This window comes from Wolbachia endosymbiont (group A) of Apoderus coryli (assembly GCF_947251615.1).
Classification (GTDB): Bacteria; Pseudomonadota; Alphaproteobacteria; order Rickettsiales; family Anaplasmataceae; genus Wolbachia.
In genome coordinates this window covers 705,206-722,020 of record NZ_OX366367.1, presented here as the reverse complement: position 1 = coordinate 722,020, position 16,815 = coordinate 705,206, and the positions used below count along the sequence as shown (strand labels likewise).

The 16,815-nt window shown below is 34.2% G+C and carries 14 protein-coding genes and 2 pseudogenes; 10 read left to right on the top strand and 6 right to left on the bottom strand.

Features of this window, described 5'->3' with window-relative positions; translation table 11 throughout:
* Positions 1-92: 92 nt before the first annotated feature.
* A complete protein-coding gene (locus tag OPR43_RS03720) occupies positions 93-1,370 on the bottom strand; it encodes an adenylosuccinate synthase (RefSeq protein WP_265035650.1) in 1,278 nt (425 codons plus the stop codon).
* Positions 1,371-1,550: 180 nt separating this feature from the next.
* On the opposite strand from OPR43_RS03720, the gene OPR43_RS03715 reads away from it, so the two are divergent.
* Entirely contained in the window at positions 1,551-3,206 is a 1,656-nt protein-coding gene (locus OPR43_RS03715; protein ID WP_265035569.1) for a hypothetical protein, read from the top strand.
* 306 nt (positions 3,207-3,512) lie between these two features.
* On the opposite strand, the gene ccmC is transcribed toward OPR43_RS03715, so the two are convergent.
* Positions 3,513-4,223 carry a heme ABC transporter permease CcmC gene (ccmC, locus tag OPR43_RS03710; RefSeq protein WP_265025583.1) on the bottom strand — a complete coding sequence of 237 codons (711 nt, stop codon included), beginning with the start codon at positions 4,221-4,223 and terminating at the stop codon, positions 3,513-3,515.
* A gap of 135 nt (positions 4,224-4,358) precedes the next feature.
* Here ccmC and OPR43_RS03705 point away from each other — a divergent pair, with 135 nt between their 5' ends.
* The 3 genes from OPR43_RS03705 to OPR43_RS03695 all read left to right on the top strand — a co-directional run bounded on the left by OPR43_RS03705 (position 4,359) and on the right by OPR43_RS03695 (position 5,739).
* Positions 4,359-5,177, top strand: a complete 819-nt coding sequence (locus OPR43_RS03705; protein WP_265035568.1) for a pyruvate, water dikinase regulatory protein — start codon at positions 4,359-4,361, stop codon at positions 5,175-5,177.
* A 69-nt stretch (positions 5,178-5,246) separates the two neighbouring features.
* Entirely contained in the window at positions 5,247-5,375 is a 129-nt protein-coding gene (gene ykgO / locus OPR43_RS03700) for a type B 50S ribosomal protein L36 (protein ID WP_250296744.1), read from the top strand.
* 49 nt (positions 5,376-5,424) lie between these two features.
* On the top strand, positions 5,425-5,739 hold the full coding sequence (locus OPR43_RS03695; protein WP_265035566.1) for an FtsB family cell division protein: 315 nt from the start codon (positions 5,425-5,427) through the stop codon (positions 5,737-5,739).
* Between the two features lie 118 nt (positions 5,740-5,857).
* Here OPR43_RS03695 and OPR43_RS03690 read toward each other — a convergent pair whose 3' ends face one another.
* Both OPR43_RS03690 and OPR43_RS03685 read right to left on the bottom strand, forming a co-directional pair.
* Entirely contained in the window at positions 5,858-6,763 is a 906-nt protein-coding gene (locus OPR43_RS03690; RefSeq protein WP_265035564.1) for an Rpn family recombination-promoting nuclease/putative transposase, read from the bottom strand.
* Between the two features lie 217 nt (positions 6,764-6,980).
* Positions 6,981-7,910: an AEC family transporter gene (locus tag OPR43_RS03685; protein WP_265035562.1), complete on the bottom strand. Its 930-nt coding sequence runs from the start codon at positions 7,908-7,910 to the stop codon at positions 6,981-6,983.
* A gap of 332 nt (positions 7,911-8,242) precedes the next feature.
* On the opposite strand from OPR43_RS03685, the gene OPR43_RS03680 reads away from it, so the two are divergent.
* Positions 8,243-9,442, top strand: a complete 1,200-nt coding sequence (locus OPR43_RS03680; protein ID WP_265035561.1) for a multidrug effflux MFS transporter — start codon at positions 8,243-8,245, stop codon at positions 9,440-9,442.
* Here OPR43_RS03680 and OPR43_RS03675 read toward each other — a convergent pair.
* Positions 9,439-9,993: pseudogene (locus OPR43_RS03675) on the bottom strand (integrase core domain-containing protein); the annotation flags it as partial. The gene OPR43_RS03680 and the pseudogene OPR43_RS03675 sit on opposite strands and share 4 nt — an antisense overlap.
* 22 nt (positions 9,994-10,015) lie before the next feature.
* A pseudogene (locus OPR43_RS03670) lies at positions 10,016-10,802 on the bottom strand (IS5 family transposase).
* A 417-nt stretch (positions 10,803-11,219) separates the two neighbouring features.
* Between OPR43_RS03670 and OPR43_RS03665 the strand changes: the two are divergent.
* From OPR43_RS03665 to guaA, 5 genes are all read left to right on the top strand, one after another.
* Entirely contained in the window at positions 11,220-12,086 is an 867-nt protein-coding gene (locus OPR43_RS03665; protein WP_265035560.1) for an ankyrin repeat domain-containing protein, read from the top strand.
* Positions 12,087-12,202: 116 nt separating this feature from the next.
* Entirely contained in the window at positions 12,203-13,435 is a 1,233-nt protein-coding gene (locus OPR43_RS03660) for a hypothetical protein (protein ID WP_265035559.1), read from the top strand.
* A 211-nt stretch (positions 13,436-13,646) separates the two neighbouring features.
* On the top strand, positions 13,647-14,573 hold the full coding sequence (locus tag OPR43_RS03655; protein WP_265035558.1) for a ribose-phosphate diphosphokinase: 927 nt from the start codon (positions 13,647-13,649) through the stop codon (positions 14,571-14,573).
* Positions 14,563-14,916 (top strand): Asp-tRNA(Asn)/Glu-tRNA(Gln) amidotransferase subunit GatC, encoded by a 354-nt coding sequence (gatC, locus tag OPR43_RS03650; RefSeq protein WP_265025593.1) that lies wholly within the window; start codon positions 14,563-14,565, stop codon positions 14,914-14,916. Before OPR43_RS03655 ends, gatC begins: the two co-directional genes overlap by 11 nt.
* A 255-nt stretch (positions 14,917-15,171) precedes the next feature.
* On the top strand, positions 15,172-16,734 hold the full coding sequence (guaA, locus tag OPR43_RS03645; RefSeq protein ID WP_265035557.1) for a glutamine-hydrolyzing GMP synthase: 1,563 nt from the start codon (positions 15,172-15,174) through the stop codon (positions 16,732-16,734).
* Positions 16,735-16,815: the final 81 nt, after the last annotated feature.

Genomic DNA, 16,815 nt, shown 5'->3' with positions numbered 1-16,815 from the left:
TCACTATACGTTTACACTACTACCTTGCATAATAGACTATTCGAAGTTACGCAAGTATTTTTTTTTATTGGATAAAAGTTAACAAGACGTTTTCAGAAATCTTTAAGCTCAATAACATCCTCTCTTTTTGGACTAGTTGAAATTAGATGAATTGGTACACCTATTAATTTTTCTAACTTGTCTATATATTTTATTAAATTGACAGGCAATGCTTCAATCGACCTTTTACCTTGAGTATTTTCTTTCCAGCCAGGAAACTCTTCATATATTGGCTCTAATTCCTCCTGTATTGAATGCGATGCGGGTAAATAATCATACATTTTCCCGCTATACTTGTAACCAGTGCATATTTTAATTGTATCAAAAGAATCAAGCACATCTAATTTGGTTAATACAATGCTTGAAACTCCAGAAAGTTGCACAGCCTGGCGCACTAAAACTGCGTCAAACCATCCGCAGCGCCTTCTTCTATTGCTCACTGTTCCAAGCTCCTTGCCTATAGTAAATAAGCTATCTCCAATCTCGTTCTTTTGCTCAGTAGGGAATGGACCATTGCCCACTCTTGTTGTATAAGCTTTTACCACACCAATAATGTAAGCATTGGAGGCTAATCCTGAGCCTGTTATTGCTTGCGACGCTACAGTATTACTTGAAGTAACAAAAGGGTAAGTTCCGTGGTCGATATCTAAAAATGTGCCTTGGGCGCCTTCAAATATTATTTTCTTACCTTCTTTCACAAAGTCATTTAATATCCTCCACACAGGTTTTTTATATGAAAGAATTTTTTTTGAAATCCCTTGAATTTCTTTTAATATTTCTTCTTTTTTAACCACCTGGTAGTTAAGGCCTTTTCTGATAGCATTGTGGTAATTCAGAAGAGTATCCACTCTTTTATTGAGCTCATCTGCGTTTTCTAAATCACAAAGGCGTATAGCTCTCCTTCCAACTTTATCTTCATAACATGGCCCTATTCCTTTGTTTGTTGTACCAATTTTGCGATTTCCGTTTAAATCTTCAAATAGCTTTTCCTTGTCCTTATGTACGCTAAGTATTAATGGACAGCTTTCAGATACTATCAAATTATTGGGATTGATATCCATCCCTTTAACTTTCAATAACTCTATTTCTGAGATTAGAGCATGTGAATCAAGAGCAACACCGTTTCCTATGATAGATATTTTGCCCGTTCTCAAAACAGCAGAGGGCAGTAAATTTAATTTATAAACCTCATCATCTACTACTATAGTGTGCCCTGCATTATTTCCTCCCTGAAATCTCACAACTACATCTGCATTCTCAGAAAGATAATCTACTATTTTACCCTTGCCTTCGTCACCCCATTGCAGACCAACAATTACAATATTATTCATCATTATTTTCTAGATTAATACATAAATGTTAATATAGTACGCTACAAATGAAAAGAGAAATCTACGCCTTTCCTGCACCTCTTAAATAAAGAAATATACTGTCGATTTTCTTAATATATTACCAAATTATTCATCATTATATGATACAACTTACAGCATATTTACAGTAAGGTGTTATTTATGAAAGAGGCAAAGGGGAAAAATAATAAGAGTCCAGTAGTTAGATTAAAGGCCACAGCTAAAGAGTTCAATTTTAGTAAATTAAGAGCAGATCAAGATAATAAATTAGCGAATTCTGGTGAAACAATGTTCTTAGATTTTCAAAGGATGAATTTTATTATTAACGGAAAAGAAATAGATAAAAATCTTATTATTGCATTTAAGGAAGGAGCTAAGCACCGCAAAAGCGAACTTTTTAATAGTGATGATATATATAATGACGAAATATTTAACAAAAAAGGAACAAGAGAAATAGATACGGATCATGGCAAAGCATTTGTTGCTTCAGTACTTGAAGATATTGAGAAAGAGCTTGTAAGTGATACATTGGATGAGCTATACTGCAAAGATCCCAAAACTGCCAATCATCAAAAAACCGATTCATATAAGAAAGAATTTGAAGAATTTTACAATGCTGGCCACGGGTATATCCATCTATTACCTACAGAGAGAGATGAAAACAAGGATTACCGTTCCTTTGCAAAAGAAGTTTTCAAAAAAATGTTTAGATACGCTGGAGCAGAAGTTCCAAGTGATGCTATTTTAGAAGAGCTAGTCACCAATTGTAATCAAGCAGGGTATGAGGCTGCTCCATTTATACAAACCCAACTTGCACTTGGACAGTCGTTCATAGTAGAAAATCCTAAAAAAGTAATAAACATTGATTGTGCTAACCAAAATAATGTGAGAATTAGATCTGATATGAGGCTACCAATACTCTCTGTTGAAAATCAAGTTATGCATGGCGATAAGATATGTAATCTGCCCAGTTCATTGGAATTTACAATTGAATCTCACAATGGTGAAGACTTTGTAACATACAGAGATGGTAAATTGTCACTTACTATTCCTAAAGAGTTAAAAAATTATAAAGATAATGGCAAGAGCTTGTTTGACATTATTAAAGAATATTTTCAGAAATTCTGTGCAAAATTAGGATTTAAACCTGAGACAAAAATACAAATAGAGCATGGCTTCGGTGCTCAAAGTAACTATTTAGATGGTACAATATCAACCACAGGATCAGATGCAAATGAAGAGTTTATCAATCTTTTAAGCGAAAATCTCAGAGAGAGGTTCTTGGGGTTAGGACTTGCTCTAGAAGATGTTAATGATCTTGTTGAAGTCAGAGTATCTACAGTTATGGATCTATTGAGTGATTATGCTAAATTGGAAGATAATAAAGAAAACAGAGAGTTATTAATAAGTGAAGTAGCAGATAATTTAGGGCTTTCCTTTCAAGGTAAAATAACATCAGAAGTATTGAAAGAGTTTGATGATGAAATGTTAATGCATACAGAAGGTATAGATAATAACATAGGTCAACATATAATGGAATTAGGCTCTTTACCTTCTTTGATAAGAGGCCATATTAATCATAATCAAGTGCAGTCTGTTGTAAATACTTTTATTAAGTTAATTATTGAAGGGAAAAGCGAAGTATACAAAGAAAAAAATGCAATTAATGCAATTGATGCAATTTATCAGAAGGTAGATAAGGCAATTGTTGAGCAAGAAAAAAGAGCAACCAACAAACAAGATATAGAAAATGATAAATGGACAGATAAAATAAAAAAACAGAGATTATCTGTGGAATCACATGAACACTTACATTAAAGATACTAGTAGGCTCTTTAAATATTTTAGAGTTCATGGTTACAACGGTTGCTATTTTACAGTGCACCTCATCGTAAAAACTACGTGCCGTTGCATCATATGTTTCAAGAACGTTGGTAAAATGTTCAAGTTGATCTCGATTCAATACCTGATCTATTCTAGTTAGTTGGTCATTGCTGCTTTTAAAATTAGTTAGATCACATAACATAGCACGTTCTTCAGTTTCAGCAGGCAAGTATTTAAAGTGACCAAAGATATTTTGCCTAATTTTCTCTAGCATATTTACCTGTATACTTACAAAGCTACCTAATACCGCATACTGATTTCTCTCTTTATTTTGTACGAATTAATCAAATGCAGTGAATACAGTATCCACACTACTAAAAAAAATGTGGCACAAAACATAAACATTACAATGAGTGGCAACAGCAAAGAACCTTCTATTGCTACTCCACCTCTTCTCAAAATGCTTGCAGGCTGGTGGAGAGTAGACCATAAATTCACGGAAAATTTTACTATAGGAATATTTATAGCACTAAAAATGGCAAATACTGCTGCTGATTTTTCTGCCCTCGCTTCATTGTCAAAAGCGCTCCACAATGAAAGGTAGCCAACATATAGGAAAAATAAGATCAACATTGAAGTAAGCCTTGCATCCCATACCCACCAGGTGCCCCAGGTTCCTTTTCCCCAGATGCTGCCTGTGATTAAGCATATTGCAGAAAAGATTGTCCCTGCAGGAGCAGCAGCATGTGCCAAGACACTAGCAATGCTATTGTTCCACACTAATGAAATGAAACTGAGTGAAGCAATTAATCCATATATTCCAAGAGCAAGCCATGCAGAAGGCACATGAAGATACATAATTCGTACAATTTCTCCTTGTTTATAATCTTCTGGGGAGAAGAATAACGCCAAAAACATTCCAATCAAAAAACATGCGAAACAAATAACCCCAAGCCAAGGTAGAGCTTTCTTAGAAAAATAAGAGAAATTTGTAGGCTTTAATAAAAACATTCGTTTTGAGAATAATTGTGTTAAGAATTTACCAATTAGTTTGAGTTTTATCAACAGGATAGTTTTTCTATATTTACGTAGGTCAACAAATTAGCATAATTTCAGTAGCAGATTGCTAGCTATTATTTTTAGTATATGACCCTTAAAAAGCTTAATCTACATTTAGTATCAGATTCAAGTGGTGAAACTGTTATATCAGTTGCAAAATCAGCCCTGAAACACTTTCGTTCTATAGAAACGATCGAATATGTTTGGTCTTTTGTAAAAGGAGAAGAGCAGATTGACAAAATTCTGGAGGAAATTAATAGGAAAAGTGATGAGCATAATTTTGTTATATGCACTATTACTGATGATGAGCTAAGAAAATATCTAAAAGATAACTGTATAAAGTTGAAAATTCCCTATAGAGCAATATTATCACATATTATTAGAGAAATTTCGTCTTATCTTGAAATTGAAAAAGACGAAAAGCTTGACTTGCATACTGAGATAAATAACGAATATTTTCAGCGCATTGAGGCAATAAACTACACTATTAATCATGATGATGGACAAAATATTCAAGATATTGATAAAGCAGATATAATTTTGGTTGGAATTTCACGCACATCAAAATCTCCCACCAGTACGTATTTAGCTTACCGAGGCTATAAGGTTGCAAATATTCCTTTTGTTAGTGGAGTACCCTTTTATGTCGACTTGGCAAAATTAAAAAATAAACTAACGATAGGGGTAACAATAGACGTAAGTAGGCTAATAGAAATACGCAAAAATAGACTTACTTCAATTAACAACGAAGATAATAATATATATGCTAACCCTGAGAAAGTAGAAAAGGAAATTAAAGAAGCAGAGGAACTATTTAAGCAGAATAACTGGCCAATTATTGATGTCACGCAAAAGTCAATCGAAGAAGTATCAGCAACAATTATACAATATTTTAATAAAATGTGAAAAATTTATCAATTGACTAACTCTCTGTAAGTGATCATAATATAAGGTAATTTAGTTCTTACTATAGATATGAAAGTCAAGAGTTCGCTAAAATCTCATCGTAACAGAGATAAAAATTGTAAAGTTGTGAAAAGGGGTGGTAAGATTTACATTATAAATAAGGTAAAGCCAAGGTGTAAAGCGCGTCAAGGTTCTTAGCTTTTTGTTCACCTTTTCATGTTATATATTTCTTGTATGTGAAAGTACGGTGCTTATATCTAAAAAGAAGCAAAAGTTGCTGTGTTTAAGCGCAGCCTTACTCATTTCTTCTCTTACATTATATTTCAGCATTAGCACAATTACAGGCAAACGTGGCTTGTTGACGTTAATCGATTTAAAAAAAGAAATTGAGTACAATGAACTTTTGCTGAAGGATATCTCTTTTGAAAAGGAAAAGTTGGGTAACAAAGTATTCGGCTTATATGAAAAAAGCTTGGATTTAGATCTGCTTGATGAGCAAGCAAAAAATGCTTTAGGTTATGTGAACCCTAATGAACTTATGGTTGTTCTTGACGTGGAATAGCAGTATAGAACAGATCAGATCTCCCTACGTCATACCGCCGCGGTATCTCGTTGTAGATTTCACTAACAAGCAGCGGAATGACGGGTTACCAAATTGTAGGTAAATCTAAGGTAACCGTTCACAGATTTCCACTTAATTCTTCAATCTCACTAATAGAAAGGCCAGTAAACTTGACAATAGTGTTGACATCAACATTATTAGCCAACATTGTTTTTGCAACTTCAATTTTTCCTTCAATTTTCCCTTCAGTTTTTCCTTCCTCTTTACCAATTTTGTTGCCTTTTTCAGTAGCAAGATCAAGTCTGTATTCAAGAATGGCTTCTTCTTTCCGTAGATCCATTATCCTTTCTTCGTAAGCTACTAAATCTTTTTCGTTCCAACGAAACTTGTCTAACTCATCATATGCTAGCTTTATTATTGGTGCTTTTTCTGCTATCTCTTTTAAGTCCTCTTCTGTTGTTTCTTCTGCGTATTTAAAAAAGAAACACCACCTTTCTACTATACTTTCTAACTGCTCTACTTTACTTTTTGAAAATTTGGGCAATTCTATAAAGATAAATTGAAAATCTTTTAAGTAATGTCCATTAGTTTTTATATCACGTATATTATGAGTAGAGATATAACCAACTTCTTCAGGAAGTAAGCTACAATTTGATATAGCAATAAAGAAGACTTTCTTTAAATCAATGTAGTTGCCAGATTTATCTAATTGTCTTGAATAAGCCTTAGCAGCATACAGTTGGGCACGTTTCTCAAAGCCCTTGTCTCTAGCGAGCTGCATTTCTGCTATATATCTATTTCCGTGAGAATCCTTGCAGAGAACATCAACAATACTTTGTTTATCAGAGGCAACTTCGGGATCCATAATAGTGCTAAGAAACTCAACTTCTTGTATTGCATTTATCTCAGTAAACCCTAAAATATCGTTCAAAAAGTGGATCAGGATATTCTTATTTTTTTCCGTTCCAAAGATTTTTTTGAAACACAAATCATTGCGAGGATCGAGAAATTTTGAAAGAGCCATAGCAAAAGTGCTTAAAAATATTAATAATTATACACTATTATTAATAATTATTCAATCATATTTTTGAAGATAGCTATAGCTATACCGCCGCGGCACTAACTAGTAGCGGAATGACGGGTTACCAAATTGTAGAAGTTGCTTTAGCTATAAATTCAAGTTTTATCAATGTCTTGTGTTGTTACCCAAATAATGGTTGTGCAAGCGCTTGAATTTTTGATCAAAAAAGAACAAGTTTGGTAAAAAATAATGATATTATTAGTGGAACATAAAACAGTCCCACTGCAGTACTGATTAGAAGCAATAGAGTAGCTTTATCTGGTTGATAATTCAAAATATTAGCAAGTATTATACTGGACCCAGAAACTGGAATAATAGCCAGCAACATCAGTGCTTTATATATGCTCTCATTGTATATACCTATAACATGCTTGTCTAAAAGGACAATTCCTAGAACAAACAGTGGCCAGAATACGTACTTTGCTGTAATAGTGATCAAAGCAAGCTTCCAATCTACTTTAAAGCTTGCAATATTTGCAATGCTCACTCCAAGTAGCACCATTCCTAGTGTAACAAATGTACTTCTAATGTTCATCATAACATCTGTTAAAAAAGTAGGTATTTGTATATCGTATATACTTAAAAAGAAGCCCAGAATCATCGCATAAAGCGAAGGAAGTTTGAACAACTTTAATATGCATTCTTTTGCGGTATAAATACCATTTGCGGCTATGTAAAATCCTAAGCTATTTTCAAACAATGCCATCCCTATATAACAAACAACATATACAGATACTGAATCTTCATCAAATAAAGCCATGGCAATCGGCAGGCCAAAATAACCCATACTTGTGCTGCCCGAGCTAAATGCTAATATGTTTCTTGTGTTATCCTTAAATAAAAAAGAAGAAAGATAATACACTGATAAGGACATAGTGCTACCTATAAACCATATCAAAATCGGCAGAGAAATTACTTTTAAATTAACTTCTGTATGAGAGACTCCATATAAAATCACTATTGGATTAGCTATATAAAAGAGTATTTGAGATAGAGTGTTTCTATCAATTTTAAGACATTTTCCTGCTAAATAACCAATAAACATCGTAATATAAATAGGTAATATTTTTAGAAAAAGAGTAAAGAACATACTAGCCTATTGTGATACTTTTGACTGATAAAGTGATATTAGATCTTAAGGTATTGTAAAAGTAAACAAAATTTATTTTCCAATTTATCCAGCTCATAGTTAATTAAAAAAGATTCACTTAGTGCCAAAATTTGTTTTTATATAGGACTTAAGAATGATATTTTTATGATAAAATTATGTTAAGTTTCTGTAAAGCTTCTTGCATATTTTTAAATAATGATGAAAAATTAAACTGCTTGTGGTAATTTAGACGGACTGTTGAAAAAGTAAGAAAATGTTCTTCTTTTAACGCTTTAAATGTGATATTTTTATTCATTAATTAAAAATTTCAAATGTTACTACCATTTCTGTTAATCCTGTCTCTAATTGCCAAGTTCATTGAAATTGATATTTCCGTGCCTAGCTTTCCGGATATAGTGCGCTATTTTAACGTATCGGAAGGAACAATTCAATTAACTATTGCTTATAATTTTTTAGGCTTTTGCATAGGAGGGTTGTTTTTCGGTCCATTGTCTGAATGCTATGGCAGAAGGAGAATTATGATCATAGGTAACACTTTGTTATTAATCGGTGCTGTTGGTTGCGTTTTTGCACCTTCGGTTTTTTGGCTTTTTATCTCTCGCTTTGTTCAGGGCATTGGTGTTAGCACATCTGTAGTTGTGTTTGCAATTGTTGCAGACAGTTATCAGGGTGACAAAGCAATAAAATTTATTGGAATCATGAATTCTGTTCTAACAGTTGTCATGGCAATTGCACCTATTTTAGGAAGCTTTATTAACGAAGCTGTAGGGTGGCGTGGTAATTATGCAACTGTTGCAGTAATTTGTTTGATCTCTTGGATTTTACTACTTTTAGCGTTACCAGAAACAAAAAAGGACCGCGATATTTTCAGTTTGAAAAAAACGGTGAAAGATTACGGAAAATTATTATCGAGTTCAAAATTCGTTGCATTGTCTTTAATACCAAGTCTCTTTACTTCTGCATATATGTCATTCATTACTTGTGGGCCATTTCTATACATGGAAACTTTTGGATTACCAAGCAAAGTTTATGCACTACATCAAGGTTTGATTGTAGGTTCCTTTTCTCTAACCAGCTTATTTTCCGGTAAAATCCTACAAAAATTTGGAGCAAGATGGTGTGTAATTTCTGGTACGAGCGTAGGTGCTATTGGGTCTCTATTGCTTGTAATATTCAGTGTAATCATGCCCCATTCTTCCTACTTAGTAACACTGTCTATGATTATTTTTTCTATCGGTTGTGCAATGTGCCAGCCAGTGGTTTTGAACGCATCAATAAATGTTTTCCCTGAAATTAAAGGTACGGCTTCTTCTGCACTCTCGGTCATTAGAGCTTTTATCATGGCTATTTTTATCGGCTTAACAAGCTACGTTTACAATGGTCAAGCAATTAGTGTAGCTGTTCTTGTTCTATCCGCGATAGTACTAGAACTTGTTTTTACTGCATATTTATTACTAACTACACCCTTAAGATCTGGTATGATTAATAATTTTGTAAAAGACAAGAATTAACTGACAGAAGAATTAAAACTAATATCATGCTCTTGTTTAATGCTACTAATATTTTTCTGAAAAGCAATATGTTTACTATCCAAAAACGTTTGCATAGGCATAGCAATATTTGCCTGAGTGAGGCCTTGTCTCATTGTAAGAACGCAACCAGTGATCAACATCAATCTGTCAAAGAATTGTAGATTTTTTTTCTAAAGATAATATTGTAACACTCATCTTGCATAGTTCTGTGAAACCTTTCACATATGTCACTAGTTTGTAGAGAGTTGGCTTTGGTTCTAGAATGATCAACGTTTTCTATTCCCAAATATAGCTGATAAGCGTGATTTTCGGGCTTGCCACAATACTCCGTACCCCTATCAGTTAGAATGCGTAATAATGGAATTTTCTGCTCATCCAAAAATGGAATAACTCTACCGTTGAGAAGATCTGCAAGCTGTAATAGCTGTTCTACCCGTGTAAAGTTTAACCATTGCAACTCTGGAATAAGTATCAACAAAAGTCTGCTGATCTATACCTTTGATATTGCCCACATAATAGGTATCCTGAGAGCTTGTCCGGAAACTGGTAAACTCAAGCATATTCCCTCCTTAACATAACCCTACTCATAGCCAGGTGTATGAAATTTTCAGTGGATGTTGTAAATATTCCTTTGATAGCCTTCTATTCCTCAAGCAAAAGTCCTTTCTACAACCCATCTTCTTGACTGTACTTTAAACCCCTGTTCCCTCATTGGTAGTAGTTCAGGTGGTGTGTCTTTGTGTACCCAAAACCTACATGGAGGCCTTTTAACAATTTCAATGTCTATTCCGTACTCTTTTTCTATGTACTCCTTTAAATTTCTTCCTTGATACCCCATATCAGACCACATTTTCTTAACGTTAGTATATTTTTTCCTCATATTATCCAATGCTACCATCTCTGTCATTTTCACTAGCAGCACCCACATAACAGCCTAATATAAAACCCTGAGATTATGTGCCTTTTTCTACCTTTTACTTTTTTACTCCCATCATAACCTTTGACCCCCCTTTTTCTGTCGTTTTTACAGATTACTATGCAAGCACTTGGCTCCTCGTTTCTTCCCATTTTTGACCTACTATATTTAGTGATATCGTAGTTCATTTTTTCGAAAATTCCTTGCTTTTTCCACCTCCTAAATTGTTCATATACTTTCTTCCATGGCGTGCGGTAAATAGCGCCATTGACATCCTGTACGTAGTACATAAAAAATTGCTGATAATACTTATCTTTTGCTATGTTTTAGCGGCCTTCCTCCTTTCTTGTATGATACTCTAAAGTGTTTCTCTATTAGCGACCACTCTCTTTCACTAAGATCTGTAGGATACTTTTTTCTCATTTCTAACCCCATTTTTAAAACTCATATACTATACTTTTTTTCGTTTGCGGATAAGCTCTAACCAACTCAGTATCCAATCTGGATCCAAGTAGTCAGCTACTCGGATGACACCTTTTTGGATGGAAACCAGTGTCAGCTACTTGGATGACAGGAGAATGATGTCATTCCAGTGCTTGGCACTTGAATCCAGCTTCTATGCAACCTCATCAAAAACATTCATTTAGTATAAGATCAGCTAGGGTCATACCGCCGCGGCGCTAACAAGCAGCAGAATGACGGGTTTGCTGTTTACAAAATTGTCGATAAACATAAATTTCTCTAACTGCGGTTAAAATCTTAATTATTATTAATATTGTATTAATAAAAACTTAATAATAATCCTTAATAATATATGAACTAACATGTTCGCAATTTCGTATGACAGAGGAAACAAAAGATGGATATGCTTCCTTATATGTTGCAATTCAGGAAGGTAATATTGAAGCTGCAGAACTACTAATAAAGTGTGGCACAAACGTCAATGATCATTATGAACGCAATCGTACGCCACTGCATATTGCCATCGGACGCAAACAATTAGAAATAGCAAAATTGCTAATAAAAAATGGAGCAAACGTTAATGCAAAAACTCAAAATCACGGTAAAGATGATCTAACACCAATGCACTTTGCAGTGTTTGCAGATACGCCAGAATTTATAGAATTACTAGCTAGCCATGGTGCGCTGATTAATGAAAGAGAAAGCACCGAAGGGTATACTCCTCTTCACTTTGCTGCTTTGTATGGTAATAAAAATATAATACAAGCCTTAATTGATAAGGGGCAAAATATCGAAGATGTGGACAATAATGGGCGAACAGCTCTGTTTTTAGCTGCTAGGCAGTGCACTGAAGCAGAAGATGATAGCAGAATAGAAATTATCAAGTATTTGATAGACAAGCTCAAAGCAGATGTAACAAAAAAAGACAATAATAACAATACAGTACTTTTTCCTGCTGCCAATAATTGCTCTGGAGAAGTAGTGAAACTCGTTATTGAACAGTATATAAAAAGCTTTGAGCTAGAAAATTTTATCAACCACAAAAATAATGATGGAATGGATGCTTTAGATATTGCGCTGAATAGTGGAAACGAGAAAGCTATTGAAGTATTAAGATCATATGGAGCAGGTATCGAGAATAAGGTAGATGTTAGCACTCAAAAAATTACTGCAGAAAAACCAAGTAGTACCCTAGACAGAGCAGAAAGTGCAGAGGTAGCATCTCCAATTAAGCAAAGAGTATAAAGCTTTTTATAAAGCGATCAGTAAATCACAGAGAGCTATAGTAGTTCACAAATTTTTTATTGATATAATTTTAATATTCTAATATATTAGATCGAGTGCTTTAGAGGAAATATAATATGTTAGCAGGTGCAGATAATAATCAACAGCAAAATAGAGCAAACACTATAATAGAGAGAGTACGAAACGCTTATAACAATACTGGTAGAATCAAAAAATTCATTAACATACTTTTACTGATAAGCACAATTCCTCCACTTTTTCTTCTTATACAGTTCTTTTTGTATTCATGGTTAGTAGATTATTTTTTAAAACCAAAAGAAAATGAAACAAGATTATTGGCCTGGCCAAAAAATATCATTAGGGGAATATTAAAGGTTGTTTTAACCATATGCATTATTATTTCCTGTATACTTTTAGTGCTGCCTATGTTGTTCTTAAGTTTGCTAAACCAAGCACTCATTGGAGAAATACAGCAGATTTTTAATTTTATACAAGAAGTTCCAGAAGAAGAAAGGCAGTTTCTCATGCACGATTTAGTTAATGTTCTTCCTTTTGTTGCACAAACTACTCACGATCCAAGTGCAGTTTCTAGTATAAATTTAAGTGTTGATAGACTCATAGAAAAATATAAGGAGAACCTAAGTAAGGAGGAGTTTTATACACAGCTAAGTAGAGGAAATACAACTGATGTTGAAGAGTACATTAAACAGTCAAATGAATTTACAGAAGACGAAAAATCTCATGCACTTAAATGCTTGGAGTTTATTAATAAAACAACAGAAGATAGTTTTGAAGATAGTTATAGCAAATTAACACTAAAACAAACAGCTGTTTTGTGTTGGAAAGCTTGCAACGATAGAAACACAGGAACGATAGACCAAAAAATTCCTTTAAGTGATGAGGACATAAAAAACAGAAAGGATATGTTTATTAAAGGTCTTATAGATGCAGCAACAACTTATGGTAATCACGGTCAAAGTTGTGCTGGTGGAACATATAATAAAATGGTTGAGTCTTTATCTGGCTTGCATCCATCGGTAGTTATTACACTAAATAAACAGGAAGTTGGTGGAATGATAAAAGAAACGATTACTCAAAAATTTCCTGAAATGGCCAGGGAAAACCTCAGTAATTTTTCTGAAGAAGAACAAGAAAAAGTCCGAAATGAATTACCAAAGGTCTCACCTGAAACAGTAATGTATATCATAGCTACACGCTTAGCTCTTGAGAAAAAGTGTCAGGGGTTTAGCAGTGGACTAGGTAATGATAAAAAGGAGGAAATACTAGAAGAATGTATGAGTAATTTATCCTATGTTGAACTGAAGAATCAAAACGAAGTGGTAAGGTAAATTATATTTCATTAAAGTCATTTATCTTGAAACATAAGCAGGATTTTGTGTAATTGTTTCAATTTAGACCTATTTATTGAAATAATGCGTGAAAATGACAGGTCATTGTACAAGAGGTACCTAATTCGCCGACAAGAATGCTAGATAAAGAAACTTACATTTCAATTATTTCATAATTTCTGTATAATCTTAAAAACTCAATTAGTGCGTTATGAAGATAATAATAGGTAATGCTAGTAAGGAATTAGGGGAATCAGTAGTTAACCGGCTAGATGTTCAACCATCCTCTGCTTGGATATCAAAGTTTACCGATGGCGAGGTAAATGTAGAAGTAGCAAATGATCTATATAATCAAGAAGTATATATAGTACAATCTCTTTCTCCCCCTGTGAATGATAACCTTATGGAGCTTCTGCTTATAATTGATGCAGTAAATAGATTAGGAGCCAAAAGAATAGTAGTAATTATTCCTTATTATGGATATAGCAGGCAAGATAGAGTTATCAAGAACAATAATATGCAATCTGCTTTAAGTGCCAAATTAGTTGCAAATCTTATTCAAACTGCAGGTGCAAGTAGTGTTGCAGTTATTGATTTGCACTCAAGTCAAATTGAAGGATTCTTTGATGTACCGATAACTAATTTGAACTGCTTTGAAGCATTTGTTGACTGTATATACACGGAAAATTTGGCAATTGTTGCACCTGATGTTGGAGCAATTGGCAGAGCACGTGCTTTTGCAAAGACTTTAGAGGAAAAGTGCAAGATAGGGTTAAGTGATAAGATTATTGTAGTAGATAAACATAGGGAGAAAGCAGGCACATCTCAAGTAATGAACATAATAGGAGAAGTTGCGAATAAAAATTGTGTCATTGTTGATGATATAGTTGACTCTGGTGGAACATTGTGTAATGCAGCTCTTGCTTTAAAAGGCCGTGGAGCAAAGTCCGTAATTTCATGCATCACACATGGCGTGCTTTCAGGAAGTGCAGTTGAGAGAATTTCCTCCTCTTCTCTAGATAAATTAGTGATTACGGATACCATACTTCACAAACTTGAAAAAACTGGTAAAATAGAAGTTGTTTCGGTCGTAAATATTTTAACTCACTTCATCCAAGGAGGTAAAGATGCCAACTAGATCAACAGAAGATGTTATTACTTCACTAATAGAATTTGCAAATAAGAGAAAAATAACAATTACCAAAGAAGAAATGCTTAAAATTGCACAGCTTGTAAGGATTAAGTTATCAAATGATGAGATTGATCACTACTCCAAAGAACTGACAATGCTGGATTGGATACATGATACTTTATTGCAAGTTAATACTGAAGGTGTTTCTCCTATGCATTATGGCAGTATAGACAAGGACATTCATGTACGCGATGATGTTATAAATTCTCAAAACATTAAAGAAGAGATATTGTCCAATACAAAACCTGAGCATGGGTATTTCGTAGTGCCAAAGGTTATAAACGATTAAGGTATAGCTAACCCAAGAAAGGTTTCCCTACGTCATACCGCAATTCATTCGCGGTATAGATTCCGCTAACGAGTAGCGGAATGACGAATTTATTGTTTTTCAAATTGTAGGTAAACCTAAGCCACTTTAGCTATAAAAAGTAGATCATAGCTAACGTTTAAGCCACACATTAAAGCTTTTAAGAGGTCTTAGTTTACTTACTCCATTATTTTCTTTATTATCAGATATCACTTTTAAATAATATGGAGGAGTAAGTTGTCAGCAATTGCCATTATTGATTTTGGTTCACAGTTTACACAGCTTATCGCAAGACAAGTAAGAGGCATGGGCGTTTATTGTGAAATATTTCCAAGCAACGTCAGTTTTGAAACAATATCAAAATTCAATGGGTTTATTCTCTCTGGAGGACCGCAATCTGTAAATGATGATTGTTCTGAAACAAGTAGAGTAGTACATGAAATTATAAAACTCAATGAGGCAACAAACGTTCCTATACTTGGAATATGCTATGGACAGCAACTCATTTGTCATTATTTTGGAGCAAAAGTAAAAGAGAGTTTCAAACAGGAGTTTGGCAGAACTAAGATCAAGGTACTAAAAGAATCTCCCATTATAAAGGATACGTGGGATGTTAATTCTGAAGTGGATGTATTAATGAATCATGCAGACAGTGTTGATACTATACCACAGGGATTTACTGTTATCGCATCAGGTGTGATAAATCAAACAATTGCAATGATTGTCAACGAACAGCGGAAGATTTACTGTACTCAATTCCATCCTGAAGTGAGGCCCACAACAAATGGCAGTAAATTGCTCTCTAACTTCTTGGATATTGCAAATTGCGAAAGAGACTGGACAATGAAGTCGTTTATTGAGGAGCAGAAGGAAAAAATCAAAAATGTAGTAGGAGAGAAAAAAGTAATCGCTGCAGTAAGTGGTGGGGTTGATTCAAGTGTTGCAGCGGCTCTCACACATAAAGCTATAGGAAAACAATTGAACTGTATTTTTATCGATACTGGGTTGTTACGCAAGAACCAGACCATTACTATGTTGAAAGAGATTCCGATAAACTATGTTGATAAATCAAATTTATTTTTGAGTAGGTTGAAGGGAATAACTGATCCAGAAGAAAAGCGAAAAATTATCGGTAACACTTTTATTGAAGTGTTTGAAGAAGAAGCAAAAAAAATAGGTGATGTGGATTTTTTGATGCAAGGTACCATCTACTCTGATGTAGTTGAGTCAGGGCATGCCTCAGACAACACTAGTACAATTAAGTCTCACCATAATGTTGGTGGGTTGCCAGAAAAGATGAACCTGAAGCTAGTGGAGCCTTTACGTTACCTCTTTAAAGATGAGGTAAGGCTACTTGGAAAGGAAATTGGGCTTTCAGATGAGATAATATTTCAACATCCATTTCCTGGACCCGGACTTGCAGTGAGGATTATAAGTGAAGTCGATGAAGAAAAGGTGCGAATATTGCAAGAAGTAGATGAAATATATATTAATACGATGAAAAATTACGATCTATACGATAAGATATGGCAAGCTTTTGCTGTATTATTACCAATAAAAACTGTAGGCGTCATGGGAGATGGTCGTACGTACGGATATGTTTGTGCTTTGAGGGCTGTAACATCATCTGATGGTATGACAGCCGATGCATTTCCATTTGAAGATAAGGATCAACACTTGTTAGTATTTTGGGATTTTTTACGCAATGTCGGCAGTATCATTGTTAATAATGTTCCCGGAGTGAATAGAGTTGTTTATGATATAACTTCCAAGCCACCAGCAACTATTGAGTGGGAGTAAATCAAAAAGATCCCGCTGCTTGTTAGCGGCTAAGAGATACCTCGTCATCCCGCTACTTGTTAGCGGGATCTAGAGATACCG